Below are 14,652 nucleotides of genomic sequence, written 5' to 3'. Positions count from 1 at the left end.
CGTCCGGGCGGCGGGGGCGCAACACGTCGGCAGGCACCAGCAACATCATTCAACAACGATCAGCTAAAAAGCCGACCAACGCATCCGAGTATGCACCCCGCGCCTGCTCAGCCATTGGTGCCCGGCATCACTGGCTGCCCACGGTAACGGTGCGCTGGCGGCAAGCCCACCTCACCGCCGCATGAGCGCACGCCCGCAGCACACGTCTAGGGTATTGCCGTGATCCTCTCGGATTGGTCGGATGTACCCGATCGCCTGGCCAGATTGTCGACGCACCCGTCTGCCGGCACGGTCTTTGGAGCCAACGGCCATCAGTGGCGACGCGAGCCGCCTCTGACCACGGATGAGCTGGCCGAGCTGGAATCACAGCTAGATGTCGAGCTACCCGCTGAGTACCGTTCCTTTCTCCTACAGGTCGGTCGTGGGGGCGCGGGCCCGGCGTATGGCCTCTTTCCCGTCCATCGGGTGGGCGGCCGCTGGTGCTGGGAAGGCGACGGCGCCGAACTCACCGACCTGGAAACGTTGCGCCAGCCGTTCCCGCACACCGATGCATTCAACCCGGCAGGCGACCTGCCGGATCCCCCCGATGAAGCCGACTTCGACTCCGAAGCCAAGTTCAACGAGGCTGAGGACGCTTACTGGCAGCAGCACGAAGCAATCGCCTTCTCGCCCGAACACTCCATCGGGCTGCTCTATCTCTGTCACCTCGGCTGCGCCTACCGCGAAGCCCTCGTCATCAGCGGACCAGCTCGCGGTCAGATGTGGGCCGACGACACCGCCAGCGACGGCGGGTTCCGGCCTCTGCACGAGCCCGACGGGAGCCCGACCGGCTTCACACGCTGGTACCGAGGCTGGCTCGAACAGGCCGAAGAGCAAACCCAGTCCCGACCAAGCCGGAACGCTCTGTAGCACGGAAGGCGGCAGATGAGCGCTCTAGCGTGGTAGCTCTAGGCCCCCGATCATGATCGAGGAGCGGGTCGACGGCCGGACGGGGCGCGCCTACGCGGCGCTCTCTTTTTGGTATGCGGTGGCCTGGTGCCTGGCGGCGGCTGGGCACCGTACTTGCCTCCGCTCATCGCCGTCGGTCCGCTGGAGGCTGTGCGCGTTGGACTCTGGGCGGCCGTGCGGTGACCCCGTGCGCGGACAGGTGTCAGCGAGGTGCCCGTTGACCTGTGCTGGAGCCGTTGCGTGCCGGTGATGGCCAGTGGCGGCGGACGGTGCGTTCGGACCTGCCGATTCGGGCGGCGATTTCGGCCGGGTGCATCGTGGGGTCGCGTCGCCGCCAGTAAGCGACCGCTGGGGCGGTGTCGACCGGCACGTCGTCTGGGTTGGTGCCCGGGGCCGCGTGCGGCGGCGCCGGCCTACTCGCGCCGTCGTTGTCCTTAGGTGCTGGCTGCGAGACCTCGGATGGCCGTGTCGGCGGCGTGTTTTGAGCCGGGTCGTGGTGCATGTCGCCGCGCCGTACCCGAGTGCGGGTCGCGCGGATGACGGTCGGGGCTGGTGCTTGTTCGGCTAGGGGTGGAGCTGTTGACGGTGTCACCAGGGCTGTCCCGAGCGTCGCGGCGTGGATCCTGGCGGTGATCTCGACGAGGCTGACGCTGGCGACGATGACGAGCCCGTCAACGGAGATGGGCAGTAGGTAGGCCGCGCCATGTTCGGTCTCTCCGTATCGGGCGGCGACGCCGACGAGGTGCCAGTAGCTCACCCAGGTGGCGATGGCGGCGATGACAGCGGTCGCGGCGAGTCGGATGGCGCGGAGCAGGCGACGGTGGTGGGGTGCGCGGGAGATCAGCTCGACGGTGAGCAGCAGGGCCAGGGGCGGCCATGCGGCGATGATTTGGCTTATCGGGTTCGGGCGGGCGTGCAGCACGTTCGCGGCCACTGACGCGACGACGCCGAGGGCGAGGCTTGCCCGTACCGCCCACCGCAGTCGCTGCAGTTGGTCAGCGGAGTCACCAGTCAGCGCATCCGGTGAATCGTCACTGCTGGAGATGAGCGTGGCGTTCGCGGTCATTCGGCATCTCCCTCCGTGTTAAGCGGACGGCGGGTGCCGGAGGCATTGCTGTGGCGGCGCAGGTCGGCGATGAGTCGGTCGGCGAGGGCGAGGGTGTCGTCGCTGGGTTCGGCGTCGATGTCGTTGAGCCGGCGTGCCAGGGTTCGGCGCAGCATGCGGATGCCCTCGACATCGCCGAGGTCCGCCCGGGCTCGCATCGCTGCCTGGTACAGGGCTTCGTGGTGCGGGTTGTGGGTGATGGCGGCGTCGAGAACGGCCAGTTGCTGCACGGGTTGTCCTGCGAGGGCGTCGGCGAGGGCGAGGTGCGCGTCGAGGGCTTCCTGGCGTATTGCCTCCCGGTAGGGCTCGATCCATTCGTAGTCGCAGCCGTCGGCGAGGGGGCCGGTGTAGGCGTCGGCTGCCCGGCGTAGCGCGGCGGCGCGGGTGTGCGGGTCGGTGGCCTGTGCGGCGTCGCGGATGGCTGTGCGCATACGCCACAGGTCGATGTCGAGCAGGTCTCGGTTGAGGACGTAGCGGTGGTCGGGGTGGGTGACGTGTCCTGCGGATCGGCCGGCGTGGCGTAGGACGGCGCGCAGTCCGGAGACGTAGGTGTAGAGCCGGCCGGCGGCTTTGCTGGTTGGGGCGTCGGGCAGCAGGTCGTCGAGGATCGCCTCGGTGGAGGCGGCGCCGTTGTGCACGGCCAGGTACACCAGCAGCTCGAGAGACTTGGCGCGTGGTGTGCGGTGCGGGTCTGCGCCGATGACGGCGGGTGCGCCTAGCACCTGGACCGGCACCCGGTTGCCGTCCTCGCGGTCGTTGCCCCTGTCACTGGTTGCTTGATCTGGCGGCTGCATCTCCTCAGGGCGCTTCGATGCTGGGACGGCGGGGCTTTCCTGGTGCGCGTCTTCTGGCAAGGCAGCGGCGCTGCAGGGGTTGTCGGCTCGGGTTTCGTCCTCAGCAGTCGGGTCGGTGACGGCGCCGCCGGTGTGGGTGGCGGGAGAGGGCGAGGTCTCGGCTGCGGGCGGGTGGGCAGCGTCGGCGGGCACAACGGATAGGCGTTCGGCGGTCGCGGGGACCTGTGGCAGCCCGGTGTGTGACTCCGCGAGGGTGGTGAGCAGGTCAAGGGCCTCGGCCGGGTTAAGAACGGTGAGGCGGTAAATTTCGTCAGGGTGGGTGGTGTGCCGGGCGTCGCGCTCGCCGGAGGTGGTGGTGCCGTCGGTGGAGACGGTGATGGTGTCGCCGGCGGGCCAGTGGCCGAGGAGTACGCCGTGGATGTTCAGGCGTTGGCCCTGGGTGAGCAGGGCGGCGATCCGGGCCTGCTCGCCGCTGGGGTCGGCCAGCAGCATGACTGGTGGGACGGGTTCTTCGTAGGGGTTGGCGGCGCGCAGCTCGTCGCTGGTGCCGACGTCGTGCTGCTGGAGCAGCCGGGTGCGGTGCATCGTCTGCGCTTCGAGGATCCGCAGGGCCTCGTCCAGGTCGGAGGTGACGGTCAGCCGCGGCGTACGGGGCAGGTTGGCTGTGGTGGTGCCGAGCAGCGTCGCCGCGGTCGCCGATGGCATGACCAGCTCGGTGCGGGCGTAAGGATGTTCGGCGCCGCCGGCGGCGAGGGCGGCGGTGAGGAGTCCGCGGGCGGCGGCGTGGGCGCCGGGCCCGGTGAGGCCCAGTCCCGCCGAACGCCGCGGCGGCGACAGCAGGGTGTGCAGTGTCGGCACGACCGGCCTCGGGCCTTCATCTTCAGCCTGGTCAACGGCAGGGTGCGCGTCGTCGCGGTCCGATGTCCGGTCGTGCCGTTCACCGCTGGCGGTGTGCCGGTCCGGGTAGGGGTTGTCGGCGTGCCGGTGTGCCGGATCGCCCAGGTGTGAGTAGCGGGCGGTGGCGCGGCGCAGCCCGCGGCGGATCTGGGCGACCACCGGCGGCATGGGGGTCAGGGTGGTGTCGTCGAGGCGAGGCCGGGTCGAGGGTGCGCGGGGGACGTAGCGGCGTCGACGGTGGGCCCAGACCAGCGCGGCGGCGGCGACGATGGCGCTGGCCAAGCCGAGGTCGACCCAGCTGCCGGTGGGAAGCGACACGCCTGGAGAGGCCTGTTGGGCCGGGCGGCTGGTATCTGCTGCCCTTGGGCTGACCGCGCTACCTGTTGAGCTGCTGGGTGGGGCGGCGTTGCCGTGGGGGTTCGTGGTGGCGGCGCGTTGCGGGGCGGCCGGGTGTTCGGTGTGCGCTGGCGCCGGACGTGACGGTCGCGGGTCGGAGTCCGGCGCCGCATGCTCGTCGGGATTGCCGCCCTTCGGGGGTGCTGTGTGAGCGGGCGGGCGTGCCGTGGGGGGTGGGGCAGCGTCGGCTGGCAGGTCGAGGGTCCAGCCGGGGTAGATGACGTTCGGGTCGCGCAGGGTGCCGCCGACGTGGGGGAAGTGGGTGCCGCGGTTGAGGGCGAAGATCTCCGGCCAGCGGTCGGCGTCGCCGAGGGTGCGTGCGGCTATGCGGCAGAGGCTGTCTCCGCGCCGCACGGTGTAGGAGGGTGTCTGCGCGGCTGGTCGCGGATCTGGGCTGGCGTGGTGGTGGGACGTGGACGTGGTGGTGGTCGGTTCGGCGGTCGGCAGTCCGCTGTTGGTCGTGGCGGTGGCGGGGTTGGCGTGTGCGGTGGCGCCCGTGGCGGTGGTGACGGCGGTGGCGCCGAGCAGCGCCGCGGTGAGGCCCTGGAGCGGGCCGGGAAGGCGGAGGGTCGCCGTCCAGCGCAGCCGGCCTGCCAGCGCGGCGTAGGCGTGGGTGAGGATCGCGGTGGCCAGGAGCAGCCACAGCGCCACTGCTGCGGCTTCGGCGAGGACGATGACGAATCCGGTGCTGATCGGTTGGGCGATCCACTGCCGAGCGGTGGCCGATGAAGGTAGCTGCGGGGTCCATGTGCCGGTGGCGGCAAGGATCACCGGCACGGCTGTTGTGGACAGGACGACGGTGGTGGTGGCTGCTGCGCGTGCTGTTCGGAACGTCACCTGGCCTCCCCTCGTGGCCCGCGCTGGCAGGCGAGGGTGCTGCCGGTGCGCGGGGATGGACGGTGCCGTGACGCTATGGCCGCCGTGGCGGTGATGGGCGGTGATGACGGCTGACAGAACCTGACACGACCTCACACGACCTCACACCCGCAGGTCAGCGCCGCCCCGCAACAGCTCCTGAACGTGGCTGCACGGGCAGATCAACGCTGCTGATGGGGTGGGCGGCTGGGTCAGCGCGAGGTGGGCGCGGGTTGGTCGCTGGCGGCGATGCCAGCGAGTTGTAGGCGCCTCTGGTAGCCGTTCAGAAGCCGGGCAGCGGCGTCGGCGTCGCCCAGCGCGTTCAGCTGGTCGGCGGCGAGCTGGTGCAGCGTCTGGTTGTAGGGGTCGACGCGGATGGCGTCCTGCAGGAGCCGCACGCGGTGGTGGGGATCGGTTTGGGCCGCTGCGGCGGTGGCGTAGGCGTCGAGGACGAGCCGGCGGGTGGCCTCGCGGGGCGGGTCGATCCAGGCCCAGGTGTGGCCGGCGGCGAGGTCACCGGTGTAGGTGTCGATCACCGTTTGCCAGGCGGGTGCGGGGTCGGTGAGGGCGGTGGCGGCGTGGTGGGTGGCGGTGTGCAGCCGCCACAGGTCGACGTCGACTCGATCGGGGTTCAGGTGGTAGCGGTCGTCGGCGTGTCCAAGGACGGTGGCGCCGGTGGCGGTGCGGATGGCGGCCCGTAGGTCGCTGAGGGTGGTGTAGAGGCGGCCGGTGACGGTATGGGCGGGCAACCCGGGCCAGATGGCCTGAACGAGGTCTGTGGTGGTGGCTCCCTCGGGGTGCACGGCGAGGAAGACCAGCACTTGCAGGGCGGCGCTGCGGCGGATCGTGACGGGCTCCCCGCTGGCGAGGAGAGTGGGCCGGCCGAGCACCCGCACTTGAAGACGGGGGTCCGTGACCGCTGGAATGTCGGGCGCGGCCGCCCGGCGGTCACTGCCCGCTTGGCGCGGAATCCGGGCGTGGCCGGTCTCGGCTGGCTGCCGCCGTGGCGAAGCCGGTTCGGTGACGGGGTGCTGCCGTTCACGGGCGGGGTGGGCGATGACGGCGAGCAGGTCCGTCGCGGCGGTGCGGTTGAGGACGCAGAGCCGCGGTCCCCTTTGCCCGGTGTGTTCGTCGCGGGTGTGGCCGTCGCGGTCGATGCTCCAGGTGGTCCCGGGCGGTCCGGCGCCGAGCATCACGACGTTCGCGCCCACGTGTTGCAGGGTCGCGAGTTGGCCAGCCGTCGGAGCGTTCGGCGGGTCGGTGAGCAGCAGTGGGTCCGGGTGTCCGGCTCCCCCACCGGGCGCGGGAGGTGCGTTGACGAGGGAGGAGAGCAGGGCGGCCGCCTGGTCGACGGTGTCGACGACGCGCAGGCCGGGGATCTCTGTATCCGTCGTGGAGATGTCGGGCAGGAGGGTGGTGAGGGCGGTGTGGATGATGAGCAGGCGGGTCGTGTCTTGTGGGTCTCGCATCGCGGCGAGCAGTCGGGTGAGCAGGATGCCGCGGGCGGCGTCAGCGGCGCCGTCTCCGGTGAGGGCGACGCAGGGCGTCGGCAGGGCTGGCGGTGCCGCGGTGGCGGGTGTGGCGGCCGGCTGCTGAGTGTCCGCGTCGGTGAGGGCTGTGCGGACGGCGGTGACGGTGGCCGGTAGCGGCGCCAGGTCCGAGGCGTCGGTTGAGGGTTGCCCGGGTTGGTAGGCGCGGCGGCGGCGCAGCCACACCAGGGCCGCTGCGGCGGCGACCTGCTGGGCGGTGGTGTCGGGTAGCCAGCCCCCGGGCACCGCGATGCCACCGCCGGCCTGCGTGTCGGCTGCGCCGTCGTGCGGGTGCAGGGTGCCGGTGGAGGCTGAGACCTGCGGGATCGGTGTGTCTACGGTGGGGAGGTGGGCGGTGTTGAGGGCGGCGGCGCCGGCCGCGGTTGTGGCCGCGGCCTGCCAGGGTGTGGGCAGCGGTAGGCGGCGCAGCCATCGGGCGCGGGCGCGTGCCCGGCGGGCGGCGGTGACCGCGACGGTGCAGGCCAGGCCCAGCCACACCAGCCAGGCGAGGGCGGTGAGCCCGGCGGTGAGGGTGTGGTGGTTCAGCGGATCGGCGATCCAGCCCCGCAGCTGCGCCCCGGTGGGCCACCCGGGTAGCGGCGGCCCGGCGAGGGTGGTCAACAGCCACGGCGGTACAACCAGCATGGTCAAGACGAAGGCGGCTGACACGACCCGCCGTGGCCACCTCATCCCCCGCGCTCCCACACAATGACCTGGTCGCCGGCTGCGGCTCGTCGGGTCATCGGGCTGGCCGACGAGGTGGTGGGGCTTGTTGGCGCAGGAGGCGGGTCCACAGCTGGCGCAGCCACCACCCGGCCACAGCGATCGCGTAGATCACGCCGAGGATTCCCGAGGCGGGCCAGCTGACCAGCGCGGCGGTGATAACGGCCAGTGGCGCGCCCAGGATCAGCCGCAGGATCGGCTGGGACACGACCGCCATGACCGCGCCGATGCCGAGGAGCAGGCCGCCGACGCGTCCGGCGAGGTCGATCCACAGGACCATGTTCGGCCACCGGTCGGCGGTCAAAGAGTACTGGATCAGCGCTATGCCGAGGCCTGCGGTGATCACCGAGCCGGTGGGGAACGCGAGTAGCTTCGACCAGCCGCCGGGTGGCGTGCGCCATTGTCGGGCGGCGACGAGGGCCATCACCGCGGCTGCGGCGACGATCGGGGCGATCGGGAGCAGTGTCCAGCGGAGGAATCCGCCGACGGGGTCGCCGATGTAGAGGCTGCCGAGGACGGCGTACATGCCGGCGACGGCGACGCCGAGGGATGCCGATGCGAGGATCCCGGTGCCGGTCTGCGAGCCAGGGTTCGCGGGTGTGCCGGGCGTAAGGCTCGTGCGAATGGCGATGGCGGAGGCGAGGACCGTGCCGGCGCCGAGGCTGGCGGTCACGGCGAAGACGGCTGCCACAGCGATCTCGCCCCAGTTGAGCAGCGCCCACTTGTACATGAGGCTGCCGTTCCACTGGGGGGTGAGCAGGAACTGGGAGATCAGCCCGAGCGAGGCGAAGCCGGGCACGGCGATCGCCACCGCCCTCCGCACCGGTGGTATCGGCTCCTCCCCCATCGGCTGCCCGGCGGTGGCGCCGGCGGCGCCGGCGTCCGCTGCCCCGCGCGCCGCCGCTAGTGCAGTGTCGGCGACCACGGTGGGCGTTATCCCGGCGGTTTCGGTGAGTGCCTTTTCCAGCAGCGGCATGCGGGCGACGCCGCCGACGCAGTAGACCCCTGCGAGGTCTTCGGCCCTGATCTCCGCGGCGGCGATCGCCTCGGTGGTCAGTTGGGCGGCGCGGTGCAGGATCGGGTGGGCGGCCTGTTCCAGCAGTCCCGTGTTCAGCACGATGGCTGAGCCCGGCGCCTGCGGGATCGTGACCGCGACATGGTCGGCCAGAGCGTGCTTGCCGGTACGGACGCTGGCCAACAGCGCCCACCGGTCGCCACCGTCTCGCTCAGGGCTGGTGCCGGCGAGCAGGCTCGCGAGGGCGTCGTCGATCGCCGTGCCGCCGGCGGCCGGGTCGGCCAGGGTGGCGAGCACCTCGAATCCGGCCGGGCCGCGTCGCAGGACGCTGACCTCCGCCCCCGCGCCAACGTCGCAAACGGCGATGAACGATCCGACCGGCAACTGCACCCCAGCGGCGACCAGGTGCCCGGCGACCGCCACCGGCGCCTCGATCAGCGTGGGTTGTGGCAGGCCTGCCCGATGTGCGGCGTGGCGTATCCACGTCCGGCGCCGTGGACCCCACCCTGCTGGCACGACCAGCCGCACATCTCCGATGTCGGATCCGGCGACCTGCTGCGCCTCGTGGGCGACTCGGCGCAGGGTTGCCGCGACCAGATCGAGGGGATCGACGTCCACGCCGGCGACGCTCAGCCGCTGATCGGGAGGCTGCCGCGGGGACGGAATGAACCGGTCGGGGGCAGTGGGGGCGGCCTGCCACGCCTGGTGGCCCGTCAGCGTGGCCCCGTCCTGGGAGAGCAGAACGGCGCTGGGCAGCTCGGGTTCCCCGTCGAATAGCAGCGGCGCCCAGGTGCCGTCCGGCCACGCCACCACGGCGCTGGTGCTGGCGCTTCCGCAATCGATCGCTAGTCGCGCCTGCCCCGCTCGCATAGATCTCAGTCAAACATGAGGATCACGTTCACGTCACCCGTGAATTACTCACAGCCACGGACCAGGGTCCGCAGATCCGGGGTGACGGACCACCGTGCGGCGACGAAACCCGCGGCGGGCCGCCGGGCCTGACCCAACCCCGACTTGACCAACTACCGCACCATAATAGATGGACGTCCATCATTGTTCCCTGTTGGAGGAAGCCAAGCAGCCAGCGATCTACCCGATGACAGCCCAAGCACAAGCCGTAGCCGACAGGCGGACGCAGGCGGCATTGTCCTGCGATCCCGCCGGCCGCGACCCCGATGAACGAGGCCAGCAGGGCCGAGGCGAAGGCGAGACTATGTGCAGGCCGAGGCGGCCGCCCGTCTCGCCTACCAGGCGGCCGGGCAGCCTGAGCCGTCCCGTTCCTCTGGTGCTCCTCTCCCCCAGCCGCTGTCGAACAGCTGCGACGCCTTCTCAGTGAAGGACACACGTCGCTGGCCAGCTCGGTGCGGCGCGGCAACCTCAACCGGTCCCTGGCCGCGGCGCGGGCGCCGATCTGGGAGCGCGCCAGCCAGCTCGATCGGTTCAACGCCTTCGGGGACTTCCATCACTTCATGAAGTGGACCGGCTACTACGGTGAGCAGCGTTACGACGGTATCGAAGCCCGCTACGACCTTACGGAGTACCCGTACCGCTGCAACCCGGTCACCGAGCCCGAGCGCACCGCCCTCACACCGGTGCGGACACGGTACGGCGGGTGTACGACCTCGTGCACGGCCTGATCTGGGCGACCATCGACCGCGATCTCACCGCAAGCTACGCCATGCAGCCCGCCTGGTTCTGGGACACCGAAAGCAGCATCGTCGACCAAGACGACGAAGGACACGCCGTCGTCCGCTACTGCCTCAATCCGCCCGACTGGTTCTTCGAGCCAGCTTGGAACTACTACCCGGACTGGCTCCTGCTCGCCACCATCGACACCTACCGAGAGGTCCTCGGCACCGGGCCAGATGCCGCCTGGGAAGGATGCAGGGACGTGGCACTGGCGGCCGGGCCCTGGTGGCCGCTCTCCGACGTCGCCGGCATGAGCGAATGCCCCACCCTGCGGGTCAACGCACACGACCACCTACATGCCGAGGACGAGCCGGCAGTCGTCTGGCCCGACGGCGGCCAGATGTGGGCGCAGGACGACAAGGCGCTCCCGCCGCCCTGACGATCCAACACAACCGGCTCGCAACGGACAACCCGCTGGCCGTTTCATCCGCGGGTTTGAGGTTCCGATCCGCTGGCTTGCGCGGCATTTGGCAACAAGGACCTACGGCAGACCACCCGTTGGTGCTGCCGCAGTCCATGATGGCCACAAATGACCGAGAATCAGTTCTCCATCGGCCCGCGGGGTGCACGGACAGCCAGTCGCGGTGCCGGTCTCGCGAGGCATCGCGCTCAGCCGTCGAAGGCTAAAACAGGTTCATGCCCCGCCAAAAGAGTGATATAGCACCGCAGGCAACAGTCGGCCACCAGCACGTTGGCGATGACATCGTCAGCGACATGCCGCAGCAGGCGATCCAAGCAGCCGACGGACCATGCCGTTCCGCTGACGTACACGTGCATCCAGCTTTCGAAGCCCGGGCCATCCTCGCTGCAGACGCCCGTCCAGAACGTATCGTCTGGACGCACGGTTTCTGACGACCGGCGAGGCCCCTGCGGATCGGGCCGTTGTTCGAGTGTTAATGCACGAATAGCCGGTTCCTCGATGGGGACGGGTTGGGTTGACTATTCGTGCTACTGCTTGGTGCTAGCCGTCTATACAACGAGGTAGGGGATGTCACGATCAGCGAAGCGAGCGATCGTTGTCGGCTTGTCAGCCTTGATTGCGGCCGGGACTGGCCTGCTGACCAACCTTGTAACGCAGCAGTGGAGCTGGACCTGGGCAGTCGGGCTGGCTGCCTTCGTGATATGCGGAGTCGCCTCACAGGTCTGGCTTAGCCTTACTGACGGTGCCGGGGATCGTGTGGCCTCCTCCGGGCCCGGCGCCGTCGCCATTGGTGGCTCATCCTTTGATGAGATCAAGACGCGGGTCTCGGGAACCGCCTCGCCCGCCACGCAACCGGACCGCTCAGCGAGCGGTACGACGGCTTCGGGCGCTGGTGGGGTCGCGGTAGGTGAGGATGCCATAGGCCCCGTGAGCACCGATGTTTCCGATGCCACGGGCGGCGCCGCTTCGTGAGAAGGCGACCCAGGGTGACGGCGTCGGCGCCTGCGGCGGTTGCCATTCACGGGGATGCCCACGGCCCGGTGAGCACTCACGTCACCACTATCAACGGTCCCTACACGGCAGTCTTCGCCGCGTCCGTCGTCCCGCTACCGATGGCCCGGCAGGATCCGCGCGCTGTCTTCGCCGACGCCGGTCTCGAGCGCTTTACGGGACGCCGCTGGCTACTCGAAGAGGTCGACCTCTTTATCGAGAAGCACCCGTGCGGATATATCTGGGTCGAGGCGGAGGCTGGCCTCGGCAAGACTGCCTTCGCTGCCTGGCTGGTTTCCACTCGCGACTACATCTCACACTTCACCCGTTACAGCAATGGCGGAGTGACGAGCGTCGCCATCCGCAACCTATCCGCTCAGCTGATCGCGACGTACGAGCTGCTCGACCTGGCGCCAGGGGACTTCGTCCCAGCCTGGGCAGAGACGCCGGAAGGGTTCACGGCGTTGCTGGCCGAGGCCGCCACCCGAGCTGAAGCAGCCGGGTCCCCGCTGGTACTCGTCGTCGACGGCCTCGACGAGTCCGAGCGCGTCCCGGGCGTGTTGCCCCTAGGACTGCCGCGTCTACTGCCGGCCGGTGTGTACGTGGTCGCCACTTATCGGACCGGCAGTCCACCTGGGCGCACCGACTCCCCCGCCACTGTGCTGAGGATCGACACCCTCGACAGCCGCAACCTCAACGATCTCAGTGAGTATTTGGCAGTGGCGGCGACCGACGATGTTCTCGCGGCAAGACTCGACGACCACGACATGACGCCTGAGACGTTCGTCGAGACCCTGGCCCAGCGGTGCGGCGGCGTTTGGATCTATCTGAGATACGTCCTCAGTGAGCTACAACTCGGCCTGCGGGCACTGGACGACCTCGGCGATCTACCCGCAGGGCTGCAGGACTACTACGGGCGCCACATCCAAGCGTGGCGGGATCTGCCCGACTTCTACGAGGTACGGCTTCCTGTCCTCGCCACCCTCGGCGCTCTGGGCGAGCCGATGACTGTGGATGTCATTGCCGAACTCTCCGGGGTCGCCGACCCGCGTGCCGTTCAGCGGCTCTGTGACCTGGAGTTCCGGCCCTTCCTCACGGCGTCGTCCGAGTTTCCACGGCGGTTCGCGATCTACCACGCGAGCCTGCGGGACTTTCTAGCTGGACGGCTCACGGCGTCACGGCTCGGTGTTCACCCCGACGACCGCAAGGCGCTCGCGGAACTCCTGCGCGAGGTGACCCTCGCCGCCCATTGCCGGATCGCGGATTGCTACCTCGGTGCATGGGGTGGGCTTGCCGAGGGATTGCCCCAACTGGGCGCCGACCCGGTTCTGGTCCAGCGTCACGGTGGTTATCCCGTGCGCCACCTCGCCCGGCATTTGGAGCTGGCTGGCCGACTCAACGACCTGCATCGGCTGATGACCGCCGAGCTTTCTGAGACGCCCGCCGTACCGGCGAACGCCTGGTATCTCGTTCACGACCGCACCCATAGCATCGACAGATATCTTGATGACCTCGGTCGCGCTACCCGGTGTGCGGAAGCTGCCACGGACGCTGCCATCGCCGAACACCGCCCGGCGACGTCACTCGGGCGCGAGATCCGCTACGCGTTGCTGTCCGCGAGCATCCACAGCCTCACCGACACCATCCCACCGGCGATGCTGCCAGCTCTTGTCGCGTCGCGAATCTGGGAACCAAATCGAGCCGTTGCTCATGCCCGGCGCTACACCAACCTCGAGACGCGCTGCTCGGCCCTCGTCGCTCTCCGGGCAGTTGTGCCCCCGGACGCGCGGGACGCGCTCCTCGCCGAGGCACTGGCGGCGGCCGAGGCTGTCCCCGCCGAGACCGCGCGGGTTTGGCTGGCTAGCGGCCTTGTGCCGTATCTGGACGGGGCGCAGACATCCGCGCTAATCGCGGCCATACCCGCCACGACGAGCGAACACCTCCGGCCCGGAGTCCTTGCCCGGCTTGCCGACCAAACCACGGTCGAGAGCCAGCTCCGGTCCCTGTTCGCGCAAGCCGTTGTCATCACCAACGAACAGATTCGGGCGTCGGCACTGGTGGCCCTTGCGCCGTATCTTTCACCCACACTTCTGGACGACGCGCTCGCACGGGCGGCGGAGATCAGAGCGGAGGACGTGAAGGCGCTCGCGTTCGTCAGTCTCGCCGCACACCTCGACGCCGCCCAGCTAGCGCGGCTCCATCCGTACGCGAGCGCCATCGAGGACCGCGATTGCCACGCCTTCGCGCTGGCCGGGATCGCGGCGTGCGCCGGTGTCGGAGACCGCCCCGACCACGTTGCAGACGCGCTCACAGCCGCCCAGGCCTTTGTGAGTGAGCGGATGCGCGGCAGCGCTATCGCGGCGTTGGCCCCTCACCTCGACAGGCGGCAGTTTGAACGGGCGATGCCCGCCGTACGGCGGCTCGCCAGCCTTGACGCCCGTACCCTGGCGCTGGTCTCGCTTGCCCCACACACACCGCTCGACCTCCTGCCAGAGGCGCTGGCGGATGCCCGTGGCTTCGCCGACGAAGATGCGCGGGCGGACGTACTCGTCGCGCTGGCCCCGCATCTGCCGGTTCATCTGCTGACCGAGGTGTTGGCCAATGTCCGCTCGATCAGTAACGAGGACGCCCGGGCGGACGTACTCGCCGCGCTGGCCCCGCATCTGCCGGTTCATCTGCTGACCGAGGTGCTGGCCAATGTCCGCTCGATCAGCAACGAGGACGCCCGGGCGGACGTACTCGCCGCGCTGGCCTCACATCTGCCGAATCACTTGCTGCTTGAGGCACTTTCCGACGCACGGGCGATTGCCGACCAAGACGGCGGCGCCGCCGTCGTCGCGGCACTCGCGGTCGAACTCAGCAACACCGCGACCCGCACCCAGGCCGTGGCGGACGCCCTCAATGCATCGCGCGTGATGCAGAGCGACCACGACCGAGCGTCGGTACTGGCCAGGTTGGCACAGTGGCTGTCGGACGACCTGCTTGAGGAGGCAGTGTCTATCACGTCAACGTTCGCCGACGACGACGCGCGGGCCAAGGTGCTTGTTGCGCTAGCGTCGCACCTGCCAGACCGACTAATGGCCGATGGGCTGGCCATCGCCCTGTCCCTCATTACGGAAGAGCCCCGAACGAGGGCGATGGCCGCCCTGGGGCCGCTCCTCGCCCCCGATCACCTTGCCGTGGGGGTGGCGGCGGCTGAGGAGATCCCGGAGGAGATCGGTCGGGTGCAGGCATTGGCGGCTTTGGTGCCGTTCCTGTCAGACGACACGCGGGATGAAGTGCTGGCGACG

The 14,652-nt window shown here is 69.8% G+C and carries 9 protein-coding genes; 4 read left to right on the top strand and 5 right to left on the bottom strand.

The window, feature by feature from the left end; genetic code table 11:
• The first annotated feature begins 219 nt into the window (after window positions 1–219).
• Window positions 220–909, top strand: a complete 690-nt coding sequence (locus AB0F68_RS07000; RefSeq protein WP_357333438.1) for an SMI1/KNR4 family protein — start codon at window positions 220–222, stop codon at window positions 907–909.
• Between the two features lie 241 nt (window positions 910–1,150).
• Here the strand turns inward: AB0F68_RS07000 and AB0F68_RS06995 are convergent, their stop codons facing one another.
• The 4 genes from AB0F68_RS06995 to AB0F68_RS06980 all read right to left on the bottom strand — a co-directional run bounded on the left by AB0F68_RS06995 (window position 1,151) and on the right by AB0F68_RS06980 (window position 9,075).
• Window positions 1,151–2,014: a DUF2637 domain-containing protein gene (locus AB0F68_RS06995; RefSeq protein ID WP_357333437.1), complete on the bottom strand. Its 864-nt coding sequence runs from the start codon at window positions 2,012–2,014 to the stop codon at window positions 1,151–1,153.
• The gene (locus AB0F68_RS06990) at window positions 2,011–4,977 is read right to left on the bottom strand and encodes a BTAD domain-containing putative transcriptional regulator (protein WP_357333436.1); all 2,967 of its coding nucleotides are present in this window, start codon (window positions 4,975–4,977) and stop codon (window positions 2,011–2,013) included. Before AB0F68_RS06990 ends, AB0F68_RS06995 begins: the two co-directional genes overlap by 4 nt.
• A 230-nt stretch (window positions 4,978–5,207) precedes the next feature.
• Window positions 5,208–7,169: a hypothetical protein gene (locus tag AB0F68_RS06985; protein WP_357333435.1), complete on the bottom strand. Its 1,962-nt coding sequence runs from the start codon at window positions 7,167–7,169 to the stop codon at window positions 5,208–5,210.
• 94 nt (window positions 7,170–7,263) lie between these two features.
• The gene (locus tag AB0F68_RS06980) at window positions 7,264–9,075 is read right to left on the bottom strand and encodes an Hsp70 family protein (RefSeq protein WP_357333434.1); all 1,812 of its coding nucleotides are present in this window, start codon (window positions 9,073–9,075) and stop codon (window positions 7,264–7,266) included.
• Window positions 9,076–9,623: 548 nt separating this feature from the next.
• On the opposite strand from AB0F68_RS06980, the gene AB0F68_RS06975 reads away from it, so the two are divergent.
• Both AB0F68_RS06975 and AB0F68_RS06970 read left to right on the top strand, forming a co-directional pair.
• A complete protein-coding gene (locus tag AB0F68_RS06975) occupies window positions 9,624–9,899 on the top strand; it encodes a hypothetical protein (RefSeq protein WP_357333433.1) in 276 nt (91 codons plus the stop codon).
• Window positions 9,875–10,330, top strand: a complete 456-nt coding sequence (locus AB0F68_RS06970) for a DUF6745 domain-containing protein (RefSeq protein ID WP_357333432.1) — start codon at window positions 9,875–9,877, stop codon at window positions 10,328–10,330. Before AB0F68_RS06975 ends, AB0F68_RS06970 begins: the two co-directional genes overlap by 25 nt.
• Before the next feature lie 230 nt (window positions 10,331–10,560).
• On the opposite strand, the gene AB0F68_RS06965 is transcribed toward AB0F68_RS06970, so the two are convergent.
• Entirely contained in the window at window positions 10,561–10,794 is a 234-nt protein-coding gene (locus tag AB0F68_RS06965; RefSeq protein WP_357333431.1) for a hypothetical protein, read from the bottom strand.
• 618 nt (window positions 10,795–11,412) lie between these two features.
• Here AB0F68_RS06965 and AB0F68_RS06960 point away from each other — a divergent pair.
• A partial coding sequence (locus AB0F68_RS06960; protein ID WP_357333430.1) for a hypothetical protein occupies window positions 11,413–14,652 on the top strand: 3,240 nt, incomplete at its 3' end.

Origin of the sequence: Micromonospora sp. NPDC023966 (genome assembly GCF_040639095.1) — a bacterium.
Taxonomy (GTDB): domain Bacteria; phylum Actinomycetota; class Actinomycetes; order Mycobacteriales; family Micromonosporaceae; genus Micromonospora.
Note: the sequence above shows the minus strand (reverse complement) of the source record. Positions and strands in the feature narration are given on the sequence as shown.

Bases quoted from the DNA above. Each gene is read 5' to 3' on its own strand.
- AB0F68_RS06995 (WP_357333437.1), bottom strand. From the start codon at position 2,014: ATGACCGCGAACGCCACGCTCATCTCCAGCAGTGACGATTCACCGGAT.
- AB0F68_RS06985 (WP_357333435.1), bottom strand. From the start codon at position 7,169: ATGCTGGTTGTACCGCCGTGGCTGTTGACCACCCTCGCCGGGCCGCCG.